General features: G+C 62.7%; 14 protein-coding genes. 10 read left to right on the forward strand and 4 right to left on the reverse strand.

Annotated elements, in window-relative coordinates:
* Positions 1-124 precede the first annotated feature (124 nt).
* The 6 genes from AC1DD5_RS02355 to AC1DD5_RS02380 all read left to right on the forward strand — a co-directional run bounded on the left by AC1DD5_RS02355 (position 125) and on the right by AC1DD5_RS02380 (position 6,562).
* Positions 125-517, forward strand: coding sequence for a VOC family protein (locus AC1DD5_RS02355; RefSeq protein WP_477519626.1), 393 nt, complete (start codon positions 125-127; stop codon positions 515-517).
* A 57-nt stretch (positions 518-574) separates the two neighbouring features.
* Entirely contained in the window at positions 575-1,960 is a 1,386-nt protein-coding gene (locus AC1DD5_RS02360) for a cystathionine beta-synthase (protein WP_477520522.1), read from the forward strand.
* 48 nt (positions 1,961-2,008) lie between these two features.
* Positions 2,009-3,178, forward strand: a complete 1,170-nt coding sequence (locus tag AC1DD5_RS02365; protein WP_477519628.1) for a cystathionine gamma-synthase — start codon at positions 2,009-2,011, stop codon at positions 3,176-3,178.
* 4 nt (positions 3,179-3,182) lie between these two features.
* Positions 3,183-4,472, forward strand: coding sequence for a glycosyltransferase 87 family protein (locus AC1DD5_RS02370; protein ID WP_477519629.1), 1,290 nt, complete (start codon positions 3,183-3,185; stop codon positions 4,470-4,472).
* A gap of 150 nt (positions 4,473-4,622) precedes the next feature.
* Positions 4,623-5,147, forward strand: a complete 525-nt coding sequence (locus AC1DD5_RS02375) for a winged helix-turn-helix transcriptional regulator (protein ID WP_442004001.1) — start codon at positions 4,623-4,625, stop codon at positions 5,145-5,147.
* Positions 5,144-6,562, forward strand: a complete 1,419-nt coding sequence (locus tag AC1DD5_RS02380; protein WP_442004002.1) for an MFS transporter — start codon at positions 5,144-5,146, stop codon at positions 6,560-6,562. The genes AC1DD5_RS02375 and AC1DD5_RS02380 overlap by 4 nt, the downstream gene beginning before the upstream one ends.
* Positions 6,563-6,648: 86 nt before the next feature.
* Here AC1DD5_RS02380 and AC1DD5_RS02385 read toward each other — a convergent pair whose 3' ends face one another.
* Positions 6,649-7,833, reverse strand: coding sequence for an acyl-CoA dehydrogenase family protein (locus tag AC1DD5_RS02385; RefSeq protein WP_442004003.1), 1,185 nt, complete (start codon positions 7,831-7,833; stop codon positions 6,649-6,651).
* 188 nt (positions 7,834-8,021) lie between these two features.
* On the opposite strand from AC1DD5_RS02385, the gene AC1DD5_RS02390 reads away from it, so the two are divergent.
* Positions 8,022-9,362: a glycosyltransferase 87 family protein gene (locus tag AC1DD5_RS02390; RefSeq protein WP_442004004.1), complete on the forward strand. Its 1,341-nt coding sequence runs from the start codon at positions 8,022-8,024 to the stop codon at positions 9,360-9,362.
* Between the two features lie 35 nt (positions 9,363-9,397).
* Here the strand turns inward: AC1DD5_RS02390 and AC1DD5_RS02395 are convergent, their stop codons facing one another.
* The 3 genes from AC1DD5_RS02395 to AC1DD5_RS02405 are packed head-to-tail and all read right to left on the reverse strand — an operon-like array spanning position 9,398 to position 12,936.
* Complete coding sequence (locus AC1DD5_RS02395; RefSeq protein WP_477520523.1) at positions 9,398-10,936, reverse strand: APC family permease; 1,539 nt, start codon at positions 10,934-10,936, stop codon at positions 9,398-9,400.
* Positions 10,937-10,948: 12 nt separating this feature from the next.
* The gene (locus AC1DD5_RS02400; RefSeq protein ID WP_442004006.1) at positions 10,949-12,154 is read right to left on the reverse strand and encodes a glutathionylspermidine synthase family protein; all 1,206 of its coding nucleotides are present in this window, start codon (positions 12,152-12,154) and stop codon (positions 10,949-10,951) included.
* A gap of 2 nt (positions 12,155-12,156) precedes the next feature.
* Entirely contained in the window at positions 12,157-12,936 is a 780-nt protein-coding gene (locus AC1DD5_RS02405; RefSeq protein WP_477520524.1) for a Tat pathway signal protein, read from the reverse strand.
* A 151-nt stretch (positions 12,937-13,087) separates the two neighbouring features.
* On the opposite strand from AC1DD5_RS02405, the gene AC1DD5_RS02410 reads away from it, so the two are divergent.
* From AC1DD5_RS02410 to AC1DD5_RS02420, 3 genes are read left to right on the forward strand one after another with little or no spacing between them, the layout of a single operon-like run.
* The gene (locus AC1DD5_RS02410) at positions 13,088-14,611 is read left to right on the forward strand and encodes a sensor histidine kinase (RefSeq protein ID WP_477520525.1); all 1,524 of its coding nucleotides are present in this window, start codon (positions 13,088-13,090) and stop codon (positions 14,609-14,611) included.
* The gene (locus AC1DD5_RS02415; RefSeq protein ID WP_442004009.1) at positions 14,608-15,282 is read left to right on the forward strand and encodes a response regulator; all 675 of its coding nucleotides are present in this window, start codon (positions 14,608-14,610) and stop codon (positions 15,280-15,282) included. The genes AC1DD5_RS02410 and AC1DD5_RS02415 overlap by 4 nt, the downstream gene beginning before the upstream one ends.
* 30 nt (positions 15,283-15,312) lie before the next feature.
* Positions 15,313-15,969, forward strand: a complete 657-nt coding sequence (locus AC1DD5_RS02420) for an MOSC domain-containing protein (RefSeq protein ID WP_477520526.1) — start codon at positions 15,313-15,315, stop codon at positions 15,967-15,969.
* Positions 15,970-16,336 lie beyond the last annotated feature (367 nt).

The following is a 16,336-nucleotide window of genomic DNA, read 5'->3' on the forward strand; positions in this document are numbered from 1 at the left end:
GGTCCCACGGCTGGCTGACAATTCACTCCTGTAAGCCTCTTACGGCGGCTGCCTCACGGGTCTAGACTCCCTGATGTGGCGCGGGTGGCCCGCGTCCGAACCCCAAAATCCAGGAGCGCAAACCATGGCCGGAATAGTGCATTTCGAGATTCCCACGGATGACAACGAGAGGGCCAACACTTTTTACCAAAGTGCTTTCGGCTGGAATCTCAGCCCTATGCAGGAGATGGATTACACGATCGCGATCACGACTCCGTCCGATGAACAGACTGGCAGGCCCAGCGAACCCGGAGCCATCAATGGTGCACTGTTCCCCCGAACTGAAAATCTGAAAAATCCCGTCCTCACCATAGACGTCGACGATGTAGACGCCGCGCTCGGCCAGGTGGAATCCGCTGGTGGCTCCATCGTTCAAGGTAAGGACGCCGTCCCCGGAATGGGCTGGTATGCCTACTTCAAGGACACCGAAGGCAACATCCTGGGCCTCTGGCAAACCGACTCCTCTGCCGGGAAGTGATGCACGGCAGGTGAGGCACGGCAGGGCGGACTACGGGCAGGCGGTAACTTTGTACCTATGAAGTACGCCCAGTCCGTGTTGGACCTCATCGGCAATACGCCGCTCATCAAGCTCAACCACGTAACGGACGGGATCAAAGCCACCGTCCTGGTCAAGCTCGAGTACGTCAACCCCGGCGGGTCCATCAAGGATCGCATCGCCGTGAAGATGATCGAAGAGGCGGAAAAGGACGGGCGGCTGCAGCCGGGCGGAACCATCGTTGAACCGACGTCGGGGAACACCGGCGTCGGCTTGGCGCTCGTTGCGCAGCAAAAGGGCTACAAGTGCATTTTCGTGGTGCAGGACAAAGTCGGCGAGGACAAACGTGCGGTCTTGGCAGCTTATGGCGCCGAAGTTGTGGTGACACCCACCGCAGTTGCGCCCGACAGCCCGCAAAGCTACTACAGCGTCTCAGATCGCTTGGTCCAGGAGATTCCCGGGGCCTTCAAGCCGGACCAGTTCTCCAACCCCGCAGCCCCGGGCAGCCACTTCGAGTCAACAGGCCCGGAGATCTGGCGCGATACTGACGGCAGGGTGACGCACGTTGTCATCGGCGCCGGAACGGGCGGCACCATCACGGGTACGGGCCGCTTCCTTAAGGAAGTCTCTGCCGACAGGCCCGGGTCCGACGGCGGCCGGGTCAAGATCATCGGCGCAGACCCCGAAGGTTCTGTGTACTCGGGCGGTACCGGACGCCCGTACTTCGTTGAAGGCGTTGGCGAGGACATGTGGCCCACCAATTACGACAAAACCGTGCCGGACCAGGTCATCGCAGTCTCTGATGCCGATTCGTTCGCCATGACCCGCCGCCTGGCACGCCAAGAGGGCCTCCTGGTGGGCGGCTCCTCCGGCATGGCCGTGGTCGCTGCCTTGGAGGCTGCCAAGGACCTGGACGAGTCCGCGGTCGTTGTGGTGATCCTCCCCGATTCCGGCCGCGGCTATCTTGCCAAGATCTTCAACGATCAATGGATGCGCTCCTACGGCTTCCTTTCCGGCGGCGAAGAGTCATCCGTGGGCGAGGTACTGAAGTCCAAGACAGGCGAGATGCCGGACCTGGTCCACATCCACCCGAACGAGACCGTTCGAGACGTCATCAACATCATGAACGAGTTCGGCGTCTCACACATCCCTGTCCTCTCGCAGGAACCGCCTGTGGTCATGGGCGAGGTTCTGGGCGCAGTCGATGAGCGCAGCCTCACCACCAAGCTGTTCCGCGGCGAAGCCAAACTCACGGACAAAATCGCCGAACACATGGGGGAGCGCCTGCCCGTTATCGGATCGCTGGAGACCATTTCGGCTGCGCGCGAGCTGTTGTCCGACGTCGATACTGTGATGGTCACGTTCGTTGGGGCGCCCGTGGGCATCCTGACGCGCCACGACCTCCTGGCCTACCTGAGCAACTGAGCGCCACGCGCCCACTTCCAACCGTTGAACACTGAAAGAGGAGCTTCCATGTCCGTCAACAACAACGCCGGGTTCAACACGAGGGCCGTCCACGCGGGCCAGGCCTTCGAACCCCGGACAGGCGCTGTGGTGCCGCCTCTGCACTTCAGCTCAACCTACGCCCAGGACGGAATTGGCGGCCTGCGTTCAGGCTACGAGTATGGCCGCGGCGGCAACCCCACCCGTGACTCCCTGCAGGAACAGCTGGCAGCCCTTGAGGGTGGTTCGGCCGCGTTCTCGTTCGGCTCTGGCCTTGCTGCCGAAGACTCGCTGATCCGCGCTGTGGCGCGTCCTGGGGACCACATCGTCCTGGGCAACGACGCCTACGGTGGCACGTACCGTCTCATCAACCGCGTGCTCGGCGACTGGGGCATCGGCAACACCCCCGTGGACATGTCCGATCTCGATGCTGTGGCACGTGCCGTTGGAGCGAACAAGACGCGCATGGTGTGGGTGGAAACCCCGTCCAACCCCATGATGAAGATCACTGACATTGCGGCGCTCGCCGAAGTAGCGCACGACGCCGGTGCCCTCCTGGTCGTGGACAACACCTTCGCGTCTCCCTACTTGCAGACCCCCCTGGACCTGGGTGCCGACGTCGTGATCCATTCCACTACCAAGTACATTGGGGGCCACTCGGACGTGGTGGGCGGAGCAATCGTGGTCAACGACGCCGAGCTCGCCGAGAAGATCGGTTTCATCCAGTTCGCCGTTGGTGCTGTTTCCGGACCGATGGATGCCTTCCTCACCACGCGGGGCCTCAAGACCCTGGGCGTGCGCATGGACCGGCACAGCGAGAACGGCCAAGCTGTGGCCGAATGGTTGCTGCAGCGCCCCGAAGTGGAAGCCGTGCTGTACCCGGGCCTCCCGGACCACCCCGGCCACGAACTCGCTGCGAAGCAGATGAAGAAGTTCGGCGGCATGGTCTCTGTCCAGTTCAAGGGCGGTGAGGCCGCGGCGCGTACAGTTGCCGAATCCACTTCGATTTTCACCTTGGCCGAATCACTGGGCGGAATCGAGTCCCTCATGAACTACCCCTCGGAGATGACGCACGCTTCCGTCAAGGGGACAGAACTGGCCGTTCCCGTGAACCTCTTGCGCCTCTCCTGTGGCATCGAGGAATCCGAGGATCTGATCGCGGACCTTGAACAGGCCTTCGCCAAGATCAGCAACGGCTGACACTGTGGCTTCTTCTTCACCCACGTTTGTTTCGGCTGCCCAGCGCGGCTGGATCCTGACCGTCGCAGGCGTGTTGACCCTCGCCGTCGCCGTTTGGTTCCTCTACACGGACTACCAGCCGTTCCTGAACGACTTCGAGGTCTATTTCTACGGCGGCGGCAAGGTTCTCCAAGGCGGGGACCTGTATGCCGTGCGCGACGGCCTTCCTTTTACTTACCCGCCTTTCGCGGCCTTGCTCTTTGCCGGCCTGGCAGCAATGGGTTTCTTTGCCAGCAGCATGGTCTTCATCATCGCCGCCTTGGCAGGTGCCGCAGTGGTGGCTGCCTGGTTGGCACGCCATTATTTCGGCCTGAAGACATGGCGTTCAGCATTCGCCGACTATCGCTTCAGGACCACTGCTTTAGTGGGAACAGGAGCCATCCTGCTCCTGGGCCCATGGCGGGATACGTTCGTTTTCGGCCAGATCAACATCATCCTGATGGGCGTGATCCTGGCGGACTTCGCGCTCTTCGGTAAGGCGCGGGCTGGCCTCATCCGGTGGCCCGCAGGACTCTTGATCGGCCTGGCTGCCGGTGTGAAGCTCACGCCGCTGGCGTTCGGCCTGTATTTCCTGGTCCGCCGCGACTTCAAGGCGCTGGCATGGATGGCCGCTGGATTCTTCGGATCCATCGCGATCGCGTGGGCCATCCTGCCGCAAGCATCCCTGGCATTCTGGACCCAGATCCTCCCCGATACCGGGCGCATCGGCGGCCCGGCCTACGTGGACAACTTGTCCGTCAAGGGGCTGCTCCTGCATTTCGGCATGCCGGATTCCTCCCTCACCAGCGTGGTGTGGTTGGTTCTTTCCCTGGCACTCGCGGCGCTTGCAGCAAAAATCATTAAGTGGGCCGTGGACGTGGATGAAAACTTCGTCGCGGTCTCGGCCACAGCCATCCTGATGCTCCTGGTCAGCCCCGTTTCTTGGTCCCACCACTGGGTCTGGGTGGCGGTAGCCCTGCCCAGCATGGCTTTTGCGATGCATCGGGTGCCGTCCCGCAGCGGGCGGATGCGCACGGCGGGATGGATCATCGTGGCCTGTTCCACGGTTGCCTTCTACATGACGCCAAAGAACCTTGCCGTCTGGGCAGGCGCCGCCGAGTGGGGGAAGGATCCCCAGACGCAATGGCAGCTGATGGTGTCAAGCCTGGGTGTGGTGTGCGGAATCGCCCTGCTGGTCTACTGGGCCCTGGCTTACCGGCCTTCGCGCACGGGCCTCGTTGCTGCCGAGATGCGCGCCGGGCGGGTGGCTTCCTGACCTCCTTTGCCGCGGAGGTCCGGGGGAAATCAACCAAAATAGGGTGCTTCCGGGCAGTCCAAACTCCAAAGAGGGTCAGGAAGCAAAGGCGTCCGCTAAGGCGCCACACATAATCTAGCTTTCTTTAGAAAAGTCAGGTACTTTGTCCACATGCCTTTGCGATCTGACTGGTCCGCCCGCACGTGCAGCCTGGCGCGGGGCCTCGACGTCCTCGGCGATCCATGGGGAAGCTTGGTCCTGCGCGAGATTTTCTTTGGAAACGGCCGTTTCGAAGCCATCAAGGAGCGACTGGAAGTCGCGGACAACGTTCTCAGCAAACGTCTGGCATGGCTGCTCGAGGACGGGCTCTTGACGCAACGCCCTTATCAGGATGGTGCCCGGACGCGCCAGGAATACGTGCTCACCCCCAAGGGCGAGGACGCTCTTCCGGTCCTCAACGCCATCATCATTTGGGCAGAGAAACATTTGGACGCCCCCAGCGAGGTCTCTCATATGAAGGTCGTTCACACTGACTGCGGACAAATCACGGCGTCGGCAGACACGTGCACCCATTGTGGCGTCCACCTGACAGCTGCCAACACGAGCTGGCACAGCTTCACACGCAGTGACCATCCGCTGCCCCTGGCCATAGCACCCGTACCAACAACTTCCCCCGAAACGGAGATCTCCGCATGACCGCTCCCGATGTCACCGGAACTCCGATAAGCAATGCAGCCGTCCCAACCGGCAAGCAATCCGGCAAGCAACCCGGCAAGGGACCCAGCCGCAGACTGCACCCGGCCTGGATTGTGGCCGCCGTAGCTTTCCTCGCCCTGGTTGGGGCCGCCGGCTTCAGGGCCGCGCCTGGAGTGCTGATGGTTCCGCTACAACAGGAATTCGGCTGGTCCACCACAGTCTTGTCCTTGGCGGTGAGCATCAACCTCGTCTTGTTCGGGCTGACGGCACCCTTCGCCGCCGCCTTAATGGAACGCTTCGGCATACGCAAAGTCACCTCGCTCGCGCTTTGCCTGATCGGTCTGGGCTCAGCGCTAACGGTGTTCGTCAACCAGTCCTGGCAGATCCTGCTCACCTGGGGCGTGCTGATTGGCCTGGGAACGGGATCCATGGCCCTCGTCTTCGCAGCGACCATCGCCAACACGTGGTTCGCCAAGAGCCGTGGCCTGGTGATCGGCATCCTGACCGCCGGCAGCGCCGCCGGCCAACTTGTCTTCCTGCCCTTCATCGCCGCCCTTGCCCAGAACCCGGGCTGGCGGGGCGCGTCCCTGCTCATCGCCGCCGGTGCGCTCGCGGTGGTACCGCTGGTCTTGCGGTGGCTGCGGAACTCACCCGCCGACGTCGGGGTGTTGCCTTATGGCGCGGAAGCACCCGCGGCCAGTACCGCCGGTTCAAAGACCACGACGCCGGGCGCTGCAGTTCCGCCGCCCCCGACGGCTTCCGTAACAGCCAAGCCGGATTCGGCGAACGCGGCTGTCCGGGCGTTGCAGGTCCTCAAACGTGCCAGCAAAGTCCGTACGTTTTGGGCGTTGGCGGCGGGCTTCGCCATCTGCGGCGCCACGACCAATGGGCTCATCGGCACCCACTTCATTCCCTCAGCTCATGATCACGGCATGCCGGAAACCACAGCGGCGGGCTTGCTGGCCGTCGTCGGGATCTTCGACATCGTGGGGACTATCGCCTCCGGGTGGCTGACGGACCGCTTCAACCCCAAGGTTCTGTTGGCGGTGTACTACCAGTTCCGGGGGATCGGTCTTCTGGTGCTGCCGCTGCTGTTGGGCTCGTCCGTGGAACCGAGCATGATCATCTTCGTCGTGGTCTACGGCCTGGACTGGGTAGCTACGGTGCCCCCGACGGCAGCCATCTGCCGCTCGGTATTCGGCGCCGATGGCTCAGTGGTTTTCGGCTGGGTGTTCGCGGCCCATCAGCTCGGAGCGGCGGCCGCCGCACTGGCTGCCGGGTTCATCCGCGATGCCACCGGACACTACAACTACGCCTGGATGGGCGCAGCAGCCATGTGCACGGTAGCTGCAGTGATCAGTGCAACCATCCGCAAGGATTCAGCGAAGAAGCAACCCGCCACAGTTTCCGCCTGACCCAGCCCTGCCCCCTCACCCAACTACGTAGCAGTTGAGCGCGTTTTGAGCCGTCAGAACGCGCTTAACTGCGACCTACTTGGTGCTCAGCCCCGGAACGCGCCGATCCCCGTGATGTGCTGCCCGAGGATCAGGGTGTGAACCTCGTCGGTGCCCTCGTACGTGCGCACTGATTCGAGGTTGTTGGCGTGCCGCAGCGGCGAATAGTCCAGGGTGACGCCGTTGCCGCCCAGGATGGTGCGGGCCTCCCGGGCGATTTTGATGGCCTCCCGGACATTGTTGAGCTTGCCCATGGAGATCTGCTGGGGCTGAAGATGCCCGGTGTCTTTCAGGCGGCCAAGGTGCAGGGCGAGCATGGTGCCCTTTTGGATCTCGAGGAGCATGTTCACCAGCTTCTCTTGGGTCAGTTGGTATCCAGCGAGTGGTCGCCCGAACTGGAGCCGGCTACCGGCGTATTCCAGCGCGGCCTCATAGGAGTCGCGAGCTGCGCCCATGGCTCCCCACGCGATGCCGTACCGGGCCTCGTTCAGGCAGGAGAACGGCCCACGAAGTCCGATGGCACCCGGGAGGATCGCCTCCGGACCCAGCCGTACGTCGTCGAACTTTATGTCGCACTGGATTGATGCGCGCATGGAGAGCTTCGGCTCGATCGGCGTGGCCGTGACACCCGGCGTGCCCGCCGGTACCAGGAAACCGCGGATGCCCGCCGCGTTATCCTCCGTTTGGGCCCACACCACCATGACGTCGGAAATTGAGGCGAGTCCGATCCAGCGTTTGGCGCCGTTGAGGACCCAGCCGTCGGACGTCTCACGAGCGAAAGTGGTCATCGACGACGGGTCCGAACCCGCCGTCGGCTCCGTCAACGCAAAGCAGCCGATCAGTTCGCCGGCGGCCATTCGTGGCAGCCACTGTTCTTTCTGCTCCTCCGAGCCCCACTTGTGAATGGCCGTCATGGCGAGCGAGCCCTGCACCGAGACAAAGGTGCGGATGCCGGAATCGCCGGCCTCCAGCTCCATGGCTGCCAAGCCATATTCGACGGCGGTCCGGCCGGGGCAGCCGTAGCCCTCCAGATGCATTCCCAGGACGCCGAGCTCGCCCAACTCGGGCGCGATCTCCTGCGGGAAAACCGCGTCCTCATACCAGCGCGCGATGTTCGGCCGGATCCGCTGGGCTGTGTAATCCCGAACCTTCTCGCGCAGAGCCAGTTCTTCGCTGGTCAAGAGGGAATCGAGGGCCAGCACATCCGAGGTGTTCGTCGTTGAATCGCTCATTCCAGCATCCTAAGCGGCTGGATGCCCGCACGAGGCAGACACCCCGCGCCCCTCGGCCGCGTCAGGCGCAACCGGCAGCTGGGACGGGCGCAACCGTCAGCCGGATCGGCGCCGCCGGGCGTTAAGTAGTATGTATTCGGGGACCACTGGGATCCCACTGCACAAAGAATATATTGGGGGATAAAGACATGGCACTGCCCGGCGTCGATTTACAGGCTAAGGCGGATGCCGGGAGGTCTGCATCCACCACTTCACGCGCATTGCATTGGCTCCCGTGGGCGCTCTTGATTTGGCCCGTGTGGCTGATGCTTGCCGAGTGGAGTAAGCAGGGCCTGGACTTCAGTGTGTACTGGTTCGGCGGAAGCATCCTCAACGACGCCGGCGCCTCGCCCTCGGACCTGTACGGCCCAAGCGTTGCCGCAGCAGGGGGACCGGAACTTCCCTTTACCTATCCGCCGTTCGCAGCGCTCATCTTCGGGCTGTTGGCACTCTGGCCGCAACCCGCCGCGCTCATGCTGTTCAACGTGGCCGGAGTAGCGATTGCCGCCTGGGTTGCTGCCACCATCGTGAAGTACTGGGCCTCCAAGCACGACTGGCGCACTGCGTTGTCATCCGGCCGCAGCCGCTGGATTGCCGGGGCCCTGGTCCTGGCTGTCCTGTTCCTCGGTCCATGGCGTGAGACGTTGGCGTTCGGCCAGATCAACATCCTGCTCATGGGCTTGATGGCTGTGGACTTGCTTGGCCCCGCAGGTCGTCGGGGCGTCCGTGGCAGCGGCTTCCTGGTGGGCATAGCGGCCGGTATCAAGCTGACACCCCTTGTCTTTGGCCTGTACTTCCTGATGCGCAAGGATTGGCGTGGACTGGCCAACATGTCCATTGGTTTCGCCGGCACCGTCCTCCTGGCATGGGTGGTTCGGCCCGCCGAGTCCCTGCAGTTCTGGCTTGAAATACTCCCTGACACGTCCCGGATCGGCGGCGCCGGCTACGTGGACAACCTCTCGATCAAGGGCGCATTGCTGCACTTTGGTGTGCCGCAGGATTCAGTAACCGTTCCCTGGATCGCGCTCAGCCTCGCCACAGTTGTGCTGGCGGCCTTCCTGATCCGCGCGGCAAGCTCGCAGGGAGCCCGCGTCATTGCAATGTCGACGACGGCACTCACCATGTTGCTCATCAGCCCGGTCTCGTGGTCCCACCATTGGGTCTGGATGGCTGTGGTCCTGCCGGCATTCGCCTGGACCATCAAGGAAACTCCTGGCCGGTACAGGGCGCAGAGAATTGTGATGACCGCTGTGCTGGCACTTTCCACGCTGGTCTTCTTCTATTCGCCAAAGACCATCGGCACGGCGCTGGGTGCCGCAGACCTGAACGTCCAGACGCCAGGGCTCTGGATCATGGCATCCAGTGCAGGGGTGTTCTGCGCCGTGGCGATCCTGGTCTGCTGGCTCATCGCGCTGCGGCGTGACGCTGTCCAGATCGAGGTCCCGGACATTCCCACCCGGCTGCGCCAGTGGACCGCAGCGCGACGCTAGGCGCACTCGCCGCTTACGCGCCGCGCACCCGCCGTTTACTCGCCGCGCACCAGCCCGGCGTCGGCGCGCTCCCCAGTGAAGAAGCCACGCGTGGCAGGTGCGAAACGGCAGACGATGGCCAGCACCACGCCCAGGAGCAGAAGCAGGACCCCGCTGACAAAGGCTCCGCCGATTCCAAAGATCTGGGTGTCTCCATACTCCGGATCCCACATTTGCACCGCCGAAATGAAGAACGCCACCGTCAGCGACACCGCCCCCAGGAAGGGCAGGATGCCGCGGAACCACAGGTTGCGGGCAGAATCCCGAAGCGTTGAGCGGAAGAACCATACGCACGAGAAACCGGTCAGGGCGTAGTAGAACGCGATGAACAGGCTGATGGCACTGATGGAGTCCGCCAGAAGGTCCTCGCTGAGGAAGCTCATGGCCACGTAGTACACCACGGCAGCCACGCCCATGACCTGGGTTGAGAAACCCGGCGTCTGGAACCGTTCGTGGACCTTGCCAAAACGCGCCGGCAGGGCACCATGCACGCCCATGGACAGCGTTCCGCGGGCTGTAGGGAGGATGGTGGTCTGCGTTGAGGACAGCACGGATGCCAGGACGGCCACCACGATCAGCCAACCCCACGGGCCCAGCACTACATCCTTCATGGCCAGGAAGACGTCATCCTGGTTTGCTTCATTGCCCAGGCCGATGCCTTCGGTCCCGACGCTCGCGTACATCATCACCAGCAGGGCCACGGAAACGTAGATTGCCACCAGGACGAATGCAGAGATGACGGCACCCCGGCCTGGAGTCTTCGCAGGGTTTTCGGTCTCTTCGTTCAGGGCCAGGCAGGTGTCCCAGCCCCAGTAGATGAACAGGGCCAGCAGGACCCCGTGAACCACTGCGCTGGGATCGGCGAAGGCACCCGCGGGGTTGAACCACTCAAGGTCGAAAGCCTGGATGGAGCTGTCGCCGCCGGGGGTAGCAGACGCGATCCCAACAATAATGGCCACCGCAAAGATGCCCAGTGAAATGTACTGGATGTAGGTCAGGGTCCGCTGGACGTGCTCGCCCAGCCGAATGCCGCGGTGATTTACGTAGGTCATGAACGCGATGAACAGCACCCCGGTGGCGGTGACCAGCCACGTATTGCCGGCTAGGGAACCGTCGCCGATCAGCAACCACAGATACTTCCCGGCAATTTGGGCCAGGTTGGCGAGGACTACGATGCCGGCCAATGCCACGCCCCAGCCGCCAAGCCAGGCCGCCCACGGACCAAAGGCCTTTCGTGCCCAGAAGAACGTGGTGCCACAGTCAGGGAGTGCACTGTTCAACTCGCGGAATGCATAGGCGATGAAGAGCACTGGAACGAAGGCAAGAACCAGGATCAGGGGAGTGTAGTTGCCGTTGACGGCAACAATGAGCCCCAGCGTAGCGGCCAGCGAATACACAGGCGCGGTGGACGCCAGCCCTAGCATGACGGAGTCGCCAAGGTCCAGGATCCCTGCATGGAGGCCTTTGGAAGGTACGACGGCGGTACGGTCGCCGCCCGCTGAACCGCCGTCCGGCGTCGAGGTTTCAGTGCTCATGGTTTTCAGTGCTCACAGTGCAGCTCCGTAGGAAGTAGTTGTGGGCGCGGCAGGCGCCGGGGCGTCGATGGTGTTGGGAACGAAGCGGCAGAAATAGTCCGTGATGGGGCCATCCGATTCACGGATACCGCAGCCAACGGACTCGCCGTCCACCACCCAGAGACCAAGCACCGGATGGTTTCCATCGAAGTCCGGGAGAGCGTGGTACTGCTGGAAGCACCACCCTTCACGGCCATAGCCGCCGGGCTGCTGCAGCTCGATGCCGGGGGCGTGGATGCGGATGTTGTCGCCCTCACGGCCATGAAGGGGCTTGGCCACCCATTCTTTGAGCGGGCCAGGATCGCCAAGGTAGGCCGGCAGGAGGTTCTCGTGGCCGGGGTACAGGTGCCATAGCGCAGCAAGCAGGGCTTTGTTGGAGAGCAGCATCTTCCACGCGGGCTCCACCCATCGAGGATTGTGGGCCCGCGTCAGCAGCCGATGCCCGAAAGGTTCCTTCATCATCAGTTCCCACGGGTACAGCTTGAACATGGTGCTGATCATGAAATTGTCCAGGTCCACAAAGCGGTTCAGGTTCGGGTCCCAACCGATATCCGACATATTGATGCCGATAGTCGTCCACCCGCCCTGGCTCGCCACGTCCCGCATGTAGGCGGCAGTCATCCAATCTTCACCGGATTCTTCGGCCTCCGAATGAGCCACATGCAGTGTGCTCATCCCGGTGCGGAACTGCAGCTTTTTCCATTGCCGGATCAGCGCCTCATGGATTCCGTTCCACTGGTCCTTTTCCGGGAACACATCCTGCAACCAGAACCACTGCGCGACGGAAGCTTCAATGAGTCCTGTGGGCGTATCGGCGTTGTACTCCAGCATCTTCGCCGGCCCGCCCTTGCCGTCATAGATGAAGTCGAAGCGACCGTAGATATCCATATCCCCGGCCTGCAACGATTCGCCGGCGAGCTCCAGCGCCTGTTGCCCGATTCCAATATCGCCCATGGCCCCGGTGGCGAGGTACTTTGCTGCCTCAAGACACATGAGGTGCATGTCCTCGGCAGTCTTCTCGAGCGTCTCCACCTCGTCCATGGTGAATTCGTAGTACGCCGACTCGTTCCAGTACTCGATTTTGCGGCCATCGGGCATGGTGGTGGTGGAAAAGACCAGGCCCTGTTCTTCGATCTTCTTTTTCCAGTCCGGCCTGGGCTCGGAGGGCAAACGCTGCACGCCTAGCCTCCCGAGCTTCCGCCGCTTTTGGAGCTGCTGCCAAAGCCGCCACGGCTGACTGTGCCGCCCTTGGTGCTGTAACCCGTTGAAGTCTTGGCGCCCTGTGGAACTGTCTTCGTATAGCTCGGGTAGGAGCTGCGGTTCTGTCCCACAGCAGGCACGGTGGCTCCCCGCGAGTAGAAGTACCAGGCGTAGATGGCCGACCCGCGGCCATCCGAGCTGCTGTTGTTGCACTGGGTATCGTCCACGCGCTCGCCGGTTTCATCGTTGAAACAGACCTGCGCGTAGTCAGCCTCTTGTTCGCTGCTGGCAACTACTGCGGTGATGGTTCCGGCCAGAAGAGCGGTAACACCCAAACCCACGACGACGGTGCGGCGCCGCGAGCGCTTCTTCCGGGCCTCTGCCTGGGCTGATTCGCGTTCACGTTCCTTCGCGAACGGGTCAATGATGGGGAGTGGCTTGCCGGGCTCGGGCTTGGATGCGCCGGGCTCGGAAGAGCCGGGCCGGGATGAGCCGGGCTTGGATGAGCTGGGCTTGGAAGCGGTCGGCTTCTGTCCGCCAGATGGATTGTCCCTGTCATTGGCTGGAGGGATCAGCTCAGGATGGAGCTCGGGTTTGGGCACCTGCCACGGTGGTGGCTTGGGCGGATTCTTGCCCGCGTCCGGGCCCTGGCCGCCCCCGTCAGCAGCGCCGCCGCCGGACGCGCCATTGCCTGACGCGCCGTTGCCAGAAGCGTCATTTCCTGAAGCACCGCTGCCAGCGGCGCCTTCGTTCGGGTCCATGTATATCCCCCTGGATAGACCGTTGGATTGTCCGGCGCCATGCCGGACCAGATGCTGACTGCAAGCCTAGTCCTTGAGCGGACCGCGGGCACTGGTGGCACAGAAGGGTGGGCACAACTGCCCACCCTGCCAACCGTGGAAGGATGTAGCCATGCCAGGTCCTGAAGCACAAAGCAGCGACTCCAACGACGTTCTGCTGCGTCTTCCCGCGGTTCGGGGCATCGGCCGTGGACGGGTTATCACTGGCCTTGTCCTTGCCCTGCTGTTGCCGCCCGGCGTCGAAGTCCTGGTCACTGTGCTGGGCTTCCGCAACTTCGCCATGATCATGCTCCTTCAGCTGGCAGCGGCCGTGGCCGTTGCCGCGATCGGAGGCCTGTGGCCCGCCGTGGTAGCGGCGGTGCTGGGCAGTTTCCTGTTGAACTACTTCTCAGCCGAACCCGTAGGTTCCCTGTCCATCGCTGATCCAACCACTCTGTTCACGCTGGTGGTTTTCCTGGCAGTGGCTTGCGGCGTGGCGCTCGCGGTGGGACTGGCGAGCCGCAGGGCCCAGGAAGCTGCGAGGTCCGAGGCCGAGGCCACGGCCCTGAGCGAGTTGGCCCTGCGCATCCTCAGCTCGGACGGCAGCCTTGAATCCTTCCTTGAGAAAGTCCGCGGAAATCTCGGCATGGAGGCTGTGACACTCTTGGGCTCCCCGGCCCCGGACAGCGTCACCGTGGCTGGTGCGCCGCCGCAGTGGCGGGTCCTTGCGAGCGCCGGCCCCAATCCGCCCGTGACCCATGCCGCCGCAGACCATGCCGCCGTCGTCGATCCCCACTACACATTGTTGTTGCGCGGTGGTGCGCTGTCCTCCCAACATCAGCGGCTGCTTGCGGCCTTTGGAGCGTTTGTGGTGGCTGTGCGTGAGCGGCAGCAACTGGTCAAGAGCCGGCGTGACAACCTTCGCCTGGCCGAGGGAAACAAGATGCGGACGTCCATCCTTCGTGCTGTTTCGCATGATTTGAGGACGCCGTTGGCTGGAATCAAACTGGCTGTGAGCAGCCTGCGGCAGGAAGAGGTCCAGTTCCCTCCGGACGTGGAGAAGGAGTTGTTGGAGACGATCGAGAATTATGCTGACCGCCTGGACCATTTGGTGGACAACCTGCTGGATATGTCCCGGATTACCGCCGACGCCGTGAACCCGTTGCTAGCGGGCACCACCTGGACCGAAATATTGCCCGAAGCACTTCGCGGGATCCCGAAAGGTCGGATACGCAGCGAGCTGCAACCCAACCTGCCGCCGGTAACAGCCGACTCAGGCATGTTGGAGAGCGTGGTGGCGAACATCGTTGAAAACGCGGTGAAGTACGCACCTGGTTCGGACGTCATCCTGACTGCACGTGCCGGGGCCGGGATCACAGTGGGGGACAAGCCTGCCAGTGAACTGAGGATTGTGGACCACGGCAGCGGGGTGGGACACAACGAAGTGCTTGAGATGTTCCAACCCTTCCAGCGGCTTGGCGATTCACGCGCCCGGGCAAGCGGCGCCGGCGGCGGAATTGGGTTGGGACTGGCGGTTGCCAAGGGTTTCACGGAAGCCATGGGCGGCACGCTCGTCGCGGAGCCGACGCCAGGTGGCGGCCTGACCATGGTGGTTACGTTGCCGCTGTGGACCGGTTATGGGGGAGGCAGGGCATGACCCGTGTGCTGATAGTTGAGGACGAAGTCCAGATTGCGCGGGCAATGCAGATCACCTTGCAGGCCCATGGGTACCAGGCAATGACCGTTGGAAACGGCGCCGATGCCTTGAACGCCGTGGCGCAACAAAGCGTCAACATTGTTGTGTTGGACCTTGGATTGCCGGATATGGACGGGGTGGAGATCATCCGCCGCATCCGTGGGTGGAGCAGCATGCCCATCATCGTGTTGTCTGCCCGGCATGCCTCGGAGGACAAGGTGGAAGCGCTCGACGCCGGTGCGGACGACTACGTGACCAAGCCCTTCGGACTGGATGAGCTGCTTGCGCGGCTTCGGGTTGCCTCGCGACGGGTCCTCACTGATCGCGAGGAACCTACCCTTGCGACGTCGGACTTCATGGTGGATCTGGCGGGCAAGAAGATCGTGAAGGACGGGTCAGAGGTGCGGCTGACCCCCACCGAGTGGAACATCCTGGAGTTGTTGGTCCGGAACAAGGGAAAGTTGGTGAGCCAGCAGCAGATCCTGACCCAGGTCTGGGGGCAGGCCTATGCGAAGGAGACGCAATATCTGCGGGTCTATATTGCCCAGTTGCGGCGAAAGCTGGAGCGGGACCCGGCCGCGCCGCGGCATCTGCACACTGAAGCGGGAATGGGTTACCGGTTCGATCCTTAAATCCGGCTTCCCGTCCGTAAACTGTTGTCCATGAACACCGCATCCCTTCTCGCTGTCTGCCGTGTCCACCAGTTGTTGCCTGACCCGGAAGGAAGCGTTGGCGTCACCGCGATCGATAAGCGTCCTGTGGAAGGCCCTGTCAAGATCCACAAGCTCGGTGTCCACGGCGACGTCCAGGCCAACCGCTTCGATCACGGTGGCGAAGACCAGGCCCTGTACGCCTATTCCCAGGCAGACGCCGATTACTGGTCAGCCGCACTGGATCGTGAACTTCCAGCCGGCGTCTTCGGGGAGAACTTGCGGGTGTCCGGAATCGAGACCACGGGAGCCGTGATCGGTGAACGCTGGAAGATCGGGCTGGATGTGGAAGTGGAAGTAACGTCCCCGCGCGTCCCGTGCGCCACCTTCCAGCGCTTGCTGGACGAGCCGCAATGGGTGAAGCGATTCACCCAGGTTGGGCGAGTGGGAACCTACCTTCGTGTGATCAAGACGGGGACGGTGTCCGCGGGCGATCATATTCACCGGCTGTTCGTCCCGAAGCACGGCATTACTGTTGGCCAATGGTTTAGCGAACCCACGCCGGAGATGGTGCAAACCTTGCTCGATGCCGAGGCCGACGGGGAGGTCCGGCTCCAGGACGAATATCATGAGAAATTCGAGAAAGTCCTGCGGCGGAACGGGTTGTAAGCCTACTTAAAAGGGCTGTAGGGCTTCCTTGAAAGGCTGCCGTGGAGGGCCCGAAGTGTCGGGTGTGCTCAAGCTCACCCGTCTTCATCAGGACTCAACTCGCGGTGAGGGCACCCTGTGCCCTACACTTGAAATATCCCCCACTCCGGAAATCCCTTTATCCTGCCCAATTCTTGAGGCAGGACTGGTAAGTGTTGGGGCCCGCAAATGTGTGCGGGCATTTTCATAGGGAGAGCCGGCTAAAGAAAACGCTGTACAGACTGCTGGGATAGCAGCCAAGAGATGCAGCGGGAAGTCCTGCCATGGGATTGCGATAGCGCCGGACTTCTTGCGAAAGCAGGGCACCTTTGCCTGGCTCTTCGCGACG

The organism is Paenarthrobacter sp. 10L420, from assembly GCF_056395385.1.